We start from the raw sequence: 6,307 nt of genomic DNA, 5'->3' as shown, positions 1-6,307 counted from the left end.
CAGCTGTTCTTTCAGTTCTGAGGAATTGTAAGCATCGATTTCCCCATGAACCTTCACGACTATCTTGTCTTCTTGCTCTACTTTCTCGAGTTTCAAGCTTTCCACGTTATCCCTCCTCCACACGGATACTAAGTTCTCTGAGCTGTTTTTCGTCAACCAATGAAGGTGCCCGGTCAGGAGACAGACACCGTTTCCCGTCTTTGGAAAGGGAATGACCTCTCTTATTGAGTTTTCTCCCGCTAGTATACTCACCAGCCGATCCAGACCAAACGCGATACCTCCGTGCGGTGGCACACCGTATTTGAAAGCCTCAAGGAAGAAACCGAACTTTCTTTGTGCTTCCTCCTCGTCTATACCAAGTAACCTGAAGATCTTCTCCTGTATCTCCCTTTTGTGTATCCTGATGCTCCCTCCTCCCACTTCGTATCCGTTTATAACGATGTCGTAGGCTTTTGCGCGCACTTTTGTGTGATCATCGCTGAGAGTTTCCTCAACCGGCATGGTGAAAGGATGATGTCTTGCCACAAATCTTTCTTCTTCTTCACTCCACTCGAAGTATGGAAAATCAACCACCCAGAGAACATCAAATCCTTTTGCCAGGTGTGGGAAGTACTCCTTTCCAATCTCTAGTCTGAGTGTTCCAAGGACCTCGTTGAGAAGGTTTCTATCTTTGTGAGCAGCTATCAAACAAACGTCTCCCTCTTCCATCCCTGTCTTTTCCATGATGGCTTTGAATTCCCTTTCAAGATGCTTCAGATGCGGCGAGTTGATGTCTCCCTCAAGTTTGAACCAGATAAGTCCTCCTAGCCCCAGCTCTCTAGCCCTTACCATCAACTCGTCGCCTTTTTTCCTTGTCATCTCAGGGGCGAACTTCGGAACGATAAAGCCCTTTACACTTCCACCTTCTTCCAGAATGTTCCTTATCACTTTGAAACTCGTTCCCTCAAAAGCGTACTTGAAGTCTTTGAGCTCCATACCGTACCTTCTGTCAGGTTTGTCCGTTCCGTACTTTTCCATTGCCTCACTGTACGGTACTCTGTCAAAGGGAACCTTCAGATCTACTCCGAGAGCCTCTTTGAATACCCGAACGATCATTCCCTCACTCACCGAAAGGACGTCTTCTACGTCAACGAAGGACATTTCCACATCAACCTGAGTGAACTCCGGCTGTCTGTCTGCCCTCAAATCCTCGTCTCTGAAACACCTGACTATCTGAAAATACCTATCGAATCCGGATATCATGAGGAGCTGTTTGAAGAGTTGTGGGGATTGTGGAAGAGCGTAGAACTTCCCTGGTCTGAGGCGGGAGGGGACCAGAAAATCCCTAGCTCCCTCCGGTGTGCTCCTCGTGAGGAAGGGGGTTTCTATCTCCAGAAAACCCAACTCGTCGAAATATTTTCTAATGCTCCTCGTGACAGTGTATCTCAAAATTATGTTGTCTCTCATCCGTTTCGATCTCAGATCTATGTATCGATATCTGAGCCTCATCTCCTCCTTCGGGGCTTCATTGGGATAGAAAGGAAGGGGCTGTGCCTTAGAGAGGATCTCTATTCTTTCAGCGACAACTTCTATCTCTCCGGTCGCTATGTTTGGATTCTCTGTGCCCTCCGGTCTTTTTCTCACGATTCCCTCAACCAGCACGACGGACTCTCGTGTGAGTTCGTCCACAGTCTCATAAGCTTTGCTGCTCATATCACACACGATCTGTGTTTCACCGTATCTATCCCTCAGATCAATGAACCGAACTCCCCCGAGGTCTCTTATTCTGTTCACCCATCCACAGAGTTTTACTTTCTTTCCTTCGTCCTTTACTCTGAGTTCACCACATGTATGAGTTCTCAGCATGTTGTCCCTCCTTCTGGATCCGTTATTATCGCTGTTATCAACTCAGATGGAACCACTTCGAACAAATCGGTGTCTTTCAATAATCTTGAACCGAACTTAAAAGGATCGGCTACCACCAGAAAAGGCTTCTGCAGCTCTTTACACAAAATAGCAAGAGTGGTGGAACCCACCTTGTTCAGAACATTTCCTGCCTTATCAACGTAATCAGCACCTACAAGACACAAATCCACCTCTTTCAAGATTCTGTACGCCAAGAGATCTTCGATGAGTTCAGCTCGCAACCTTTTTCTTCTCAAAGATTCTACCAAGATCTTTCCCTCGCCACCAGGACGCGATTCCAAAACGTAAACACAAATTGGCCTTGCGTTGATGAAAGTCCACACCAAGGTTTTGCTGTTGCTCAGTGTTATTATCCTCTTTCTCCTACAAAAAGAAGATGCATATTCGACGGTGCGATCCAGAGATTTTTTCAAAAGACGACGGAATCTTACTAATTCCTCCCTTGATGGATTCATTTTCAGAAAACGAACCAATTTTTCCAAAACCGCCATAGGTTTTTCCTCACAGAAAAGGTGAATGTCTCTCGTCACCTCATCCATATTTAAAGATTCAAAATTGGCTTCGATAAAGGTGACAAGACGTTCTACAACTTCTTGTGACCCCTCTGTTTTCATATTACTCAAAAGCTGGTGAACTCTGGACACTTCAGTACCACCTCTATAGTATTGTATCCTAATTCCTCTTTGTCCCAAAAGGGATAATTGTAATTGGTGTTTTTCCGCCGCTTTCGATGATTATCGAGAATTATTTGAAAATAAATTAAAAATTCCCCGAAGATCTCTCGTTTACAACCAAAATCATCGGTGTTATAATTTTCTAAAACGAAGATTAATAAGGAGGCGAAATTGTGAAAAGGGACGAGATATTAAAATGGCTGGATTCAAACCCGACCATACAGGAGCTCAAGAGGTTTGCTAAAAGTTTGGGACTCAGGGTGAGAAAAGCCATGAGGAAAAAGGAAGTTATAAGACTCATAAGGGAACATGTGGAAAACTCCTCAGTAACAAGTGCATCTTCTGGTACTTCCACATCGAAGCAGAAGATAGCCACAGATCTCACACTTCCCAGAACTTACAACAAGAATAAACTCGTTCTCATGCCAATCGATCCTTACGTGGTGTTTTCCTACTGGGATTTTGACAGGGAAACGAGAAACCTGATGGGGCAGAAAGCAAGAGAAGGGAAGGCTGTCATTAGACTTTACGACGTCACCTTCATAAGGTTCAATGGAACGAACGCCCACAGGACCTTTGAATACAGACTCGACGAAACCACTCTCGAAGCAGGAAACTTTTACTTCCAAGTTCCCGTGCCCAAGGCAGATTACCTCTCAGAGATAGGATACCTCGGCGAAGAAGGAAGGTTCTTTCCCGTGATGAGATCCAACGTGGTAAGGGCTCCGGCCGTTTCTCCTTCAACTTCTTCCAGGGAAAGGTGGTATGATTTGCGGAACAGGAAAAGAAGAGTGGTCCTCTCCGAAGGAAGTCTGGTGAAACCGATAGAGAAGTTGAGGGGTATCACTTCACCGGGTGGTCTATCAGGCCAAGGACTCACACAGAGATTGATGGAGGAGATCCTCAGAAGTGGGAGGTAGTCATATGAGAGGAAAGGTGCTCATCTTTTTACATGCACATCTTCCCTATATTCATCATCCCGAGCACGACCATTTTTTGGAGGAAAGATGGCTTTTTGAAGCGATGACAGAAACTTACATACCGCTTTTGATGATGTTCGAAGAGATAGAGGACTTCAGGCTCACCATGTCTATCACTCCTCCTCTTATGGAGATGCTCTCTTCCAGAGATCTTCAGAAGAAGTATGAAAGGCACATTGGAAAACTCATAGAACTTGCAGAAAGGGAGGTGGATAGGACAAAGTCCGAACATCCTTTAAAACACAAGATGGCAAAGTTCTACAGGGAGCATTTTCAGAAAGTCCTGGATGTATTCAATTCCTACAACGGGAACATTCTAGATGGATTCAAAAAATTCCAGGAGAAAGGGAAACTGGAAATTGTCACATGTAACGCGACGCATGCGTTCTTACCCCTTTATCAGATGTATCCAGAGGTGGTGAACGCTCAAATAGCAGTCGGCGTGAAGAACTACGAAAAGCATATGGGAAAGCGTCCAAGGGGGATCTGGCTTGCAGAAAGCGGGTATTACCAGGGACTGGATCTTTACCTTGCTCAGAACAACATAGAGTATTTCTTCGTCGACTCACACGCGTTTTGGTTTGCCGATGAACAACCAAAATACGGAGTCTACAGACCGATCATGACTCCTAGTGGTGTCTTCGTCTTTGCAAGGGATCCAGAGTCCAGTGAACAGGTGTGGAGTGCAACGGTTGGCTACCCTGGGGATCCAAGGTATAGGGAGTTCTACAGAGACATCGGATTCGACAGAGAGATCGAGTACATAAGGGACTACATAGATCCATCAGGAGTGAGGGTGAACACGGGGATAAAGTACCACAGGATCACCTCGAAGAGTCTGGATGTTTCGCAGAAAGATTACTACAACATAGACGAAGCCATAGAAGCCGTTGAGGAACACGCAAGAGACTTTTTGAACAAGAAGGAGAGACAAGCAAAAAGATTAATGGAAATCATGAAAGTTGAGCCTGTAATCGTTGCGCCATTCGACGCAGAACTCTTCGGTCACTGGTGGTTTGAGGGTGTTTTCTTTTTGAAGCGTTTCTTCGAGCTCGTGAGCGAATCTAAAATCTTGAGACTTACCACTGCATCGGAGGTCATAGATACTCTCGAAGAAGTCCAAATAGCAACCCCTGCAGATTCCAGTTGGGGAACGGGTGGGTATTACGAAACTTGGCTCAACGGTACCAACGACTGGATCTACAGACACATTCATGAAATGATAGAAAGGATGGTGGAGCTTTCAAGACGGTATTACGACAGTGCTGATCCTCTCACGGAAAGGGTCCTCAACCAGATGTTGAGGGAACTTTTCCTGGCACAGTCCAGTGACTGGGCTTTTATCATGACGACAAGAACAAGTGTTGAATACGCCGAGAACAGAACGAAGACGCACATAAGGAGATTTCTCGATCTTTACGATCAGCTCACCAGTGGAAAGATAAACGAGAAGATCCTCGAATACTACGAGTGGTTGGATGCCATATTCCCGGAGATAAATTTCAGGGTGATGGCGAGGGATGTGGTTTGAAGACCTCCGACTATCTTAAGAAGTATAACATAAGACTCAAAAAGTACCTGGGTCAGGTCTTTCTCTCGGATGACCGTGTGGCAAGGAGGATTGTAAAAGAAGCAAATCTCACACCAAACGACGTGGTCGTGGAAATAGGAGCGGGCGCTGGAACGTTAACGGAAGAGCTCGCGAAAACCGGTGCGAAAGTGGTCGCTTACGAGATAGACGAAAGCCTCGCTCCAGTTCTCCAAGAGAGACTGGCAAGATATACTAACGTCGAGATAAGGTTCGAAGACTTCCTCAAGGCAAAGGATGTTCCAGAGGGAACCATCTGTGTATCCAACATACCGTACAGCATAACGGGTCCCATCATCGAAAAAATCATAGAGTGTGAGTTTGAGAAGGCCATTATAATGGTTCAAAAGGAAGTGGCGGAAAGAATACTGGCAAATCCAGGAAAAAAAGTCTATGGTTATCTCTCCGTCATTGTTCAGGCATTTTACGACGTGAGGAAAACGTTCGATGTTTCCAAATCCCACTTTATACCGAACCCCGAGGTGGATTCGACGGTTATGGAGATGAAAAGAAAGGAAGTTAACCTTGATTACAGAAGGTTCAAGAAATTCGTCTCCATGATCTTTTCCAAAAAGAGAAAGACGTTGAGAAACAACCTCAGGCCATTTCTTTCCGTGTTTGAAGGACTGGATCTTTCGAAGAGGGCAGAGCAACTCACTCTCGGGGAGATCTTTGAGCTCTACGAGATCTGGAGGAGGTCGGTAGAATGTTCGAGGGAATAATTGCCGCTGTGTGGGACATGGACTCTCTGGGAGACATTATACCCAATGTTGTCTTCCTTCTAAAGAGCGATATTTTGAACCTCAAGTTTCACTTGAAGATATTGAAAGATAGGGGGAAAATCGTCTTTGTGGACATAGATTTTGTGAGTGGTTTAGGAGAAGGAGAAGAAGCTGTTTTGTTCGTTAAAAAATCCGGAGCCGATGGCGTAATCACGATAAAGCCGAGAAATTACGTTGCTGCTAGAAGAAACAACATTCCTGCTGTGCTCAGGTTCTTCGCTCTTGACTCAAAAGCAGTTGAAAGGGGAGTGGAGCAAATAGAAGGTTTCAGAGCCTACAGGAGCGTAGATGAACTTCCAGCAGATGTGGATGTGATCGTTTTTGTTGTTCCACCAGGGGTAGCATTGGAAGAGACAAAAAAAGCCTACAGGACAGGAT

The 6,307-nt window shown here is 45.3% G+C and carries 5 protein-coding genes and 2 pseudogenes; 4 read left to right on the top strand and 3 right to left on the bottom strand.

Annotation, left to right across the window (positions count from 1 at the left end):
• From J7K79_RS04030 to J7K79_RS04020, 3 genes and pseudogenes are all read right to left on the bottom strand, one after another.
• Positions 1-105 (bottom strand): annotated as a pseudogene (locus tag J7K79_RS04030) (anti-sigma factor antagonist); the annotation flags it as partial.
• A 1-nt stretch (position 106) separates the two neighbouring features.
• A pseudogene (aspS, locus tag J7K79_RS04025) lies at positions 107-1,845 on the bottom strand (aspartate--tRNA ligase).
• Positions 1,839-2,396: a translation initiation factor eIF-2B gene (locus tag J7K79_RS04020; RefSeq protein ID WP_296905426.1), complete on the bottom strand. Its 558-nt coding sequence runs from the start codon at positions 2,394-2,396 to the stop codon at positions 1,839-1,841. The pseudogene aspS and the gene J7K79_RS04020 overlap by 7 nt, the downstream one beginning before the upstream one ends.
• 356 nt (positions 2,397-2,752) lie before the next feature.
• Here J7K79_RS04020 and J7K79_RS04015 point away from each other — a divergent pair, with 356 nt between their 5' ends.
• From J7K79_RS04015 to J7K79_RS04000, 4 genes are all read left to right on the top strand, one after another.
• A complete protein-coding gene (locus tag J7K79_RS04015; RefSeq protein WP_296905424.1) occupies positions 2,753-3,499 on the top strand; it encodes a DUF4912 domain-containing protein in 747 nt (248 codons plus the stop codon).
• Between the two features lie 4 nt (positions 3,500-3,503).
• A complete protein-coding gene (locus J7K79_RS04010) occupies positions 3,504-5,090 on the top strand; it encodes a 1,4-alpha-glucan branching protein domain-containing protein (RefSeq protein ID WP_296905422.1) in 1,587 nt (528 codons plus the stop codon).
• Positions 5,087-5,869, top strand: coding sequence for a 16S rRNA (adenine(1518)-N(6)/adenine(1519)-N(6))-dimethyltransferase RsmA (gene rsmA / locus J7K79_RS04005; RefSeq protein WP_296905420.1), 783 nt, complete (start codon positions 5,087-5,089; stop codon positions 5,867-5,869). The genes J7K79_RS04010 and rsmA overlap by 4 nt, the downstream gene beginning before the upstream one ends.
• Positions 5,854-6,307: glycerol-3-phosphate responsive antiterminator (locus J7K79_RS04000; RefSeq protein ID WP_296905418.1), on the top strand; the 454-nt coding region annotated here is incomplete at its 3' end. The genes rsmA and J7K79_RS04000, both read left to right, overlap by 16 nt.

The sequence above is a fragment of the Thermotoga sp. genome, assembly GCF_021162145.1.
GTDB lineage: Bacteria > Thermotogota > Thermotogae > Thermotogales > Thermotogaceae > Thermotoga.
This window is presented reverse-complemented; position numbering and strand designations above follow the sequence as displayed.

What these genes read in the sequence shown, in the direction of transcription:
- J7K79_RS04020 (WP_296905426.1), bottom strand. Translation starts at nt 2,396, where the DNA reads ATGGCGGTTTTGGAAAAATTGGTTCGTTTTCTGAAAATGAATCCATCA.
- J7K79_RS04010 (WP_296905422.1), top strand. Translation starts at nt 3,504, where the DNA reads ATGAGAGGAAAGGTGCTCATCTTTTTACATGCACATCTTCCCTATATT.